The sequence below is a fragment of the Stenotrophomonas sp. GbtcB23 genome, assembly GCF_019091045.1.
In the GTDB taxonomy this organism is placed as follows: Bacteria; Pseudomonadota; Gammaproteobacteria; order Xanthomonadales; family Xanthomonadaceae; genus Stenotrophomonas; species Stenotrophomonas rhizophila_A.
On sequence record NZ_JAGXKC010000799.1, the window covers coordinates 1 to 228 of the forward strand.

Consider the following 228-nt stretch of genomic DNA (forward strand, 5'->3'; position numbering starts at 1 on the left):
GCCCATGTACATCGCCGGCTTGACTAAGAAGGTCTCGCTGGCCTCGTCCATCCCCTGGGTCAGCCACGGCGCCATCGCCGTGGCGTTCCAGCCCGAGGAGGCCATATCCAGGTCCAGCTTCACTACCGCGCCGTTCGGCGGGTCGCGACGCAGGGCTTCCTTCAGCGGCTCACCGCCGGCCATGCCGTCGGGGGGCGGGGGGAGGGGGTCCGACAGCGTCACCGCTGT

1 pseudogene is annotated in these 228 nt (G+C 70.2%); it reads right to left on the reverse strand.

The features are described from left to right. A pseudogene (locus KVS69_RS20975) lies at positions 1–228 on the reverse strand (peptidase M20); the annotation flags it as partial.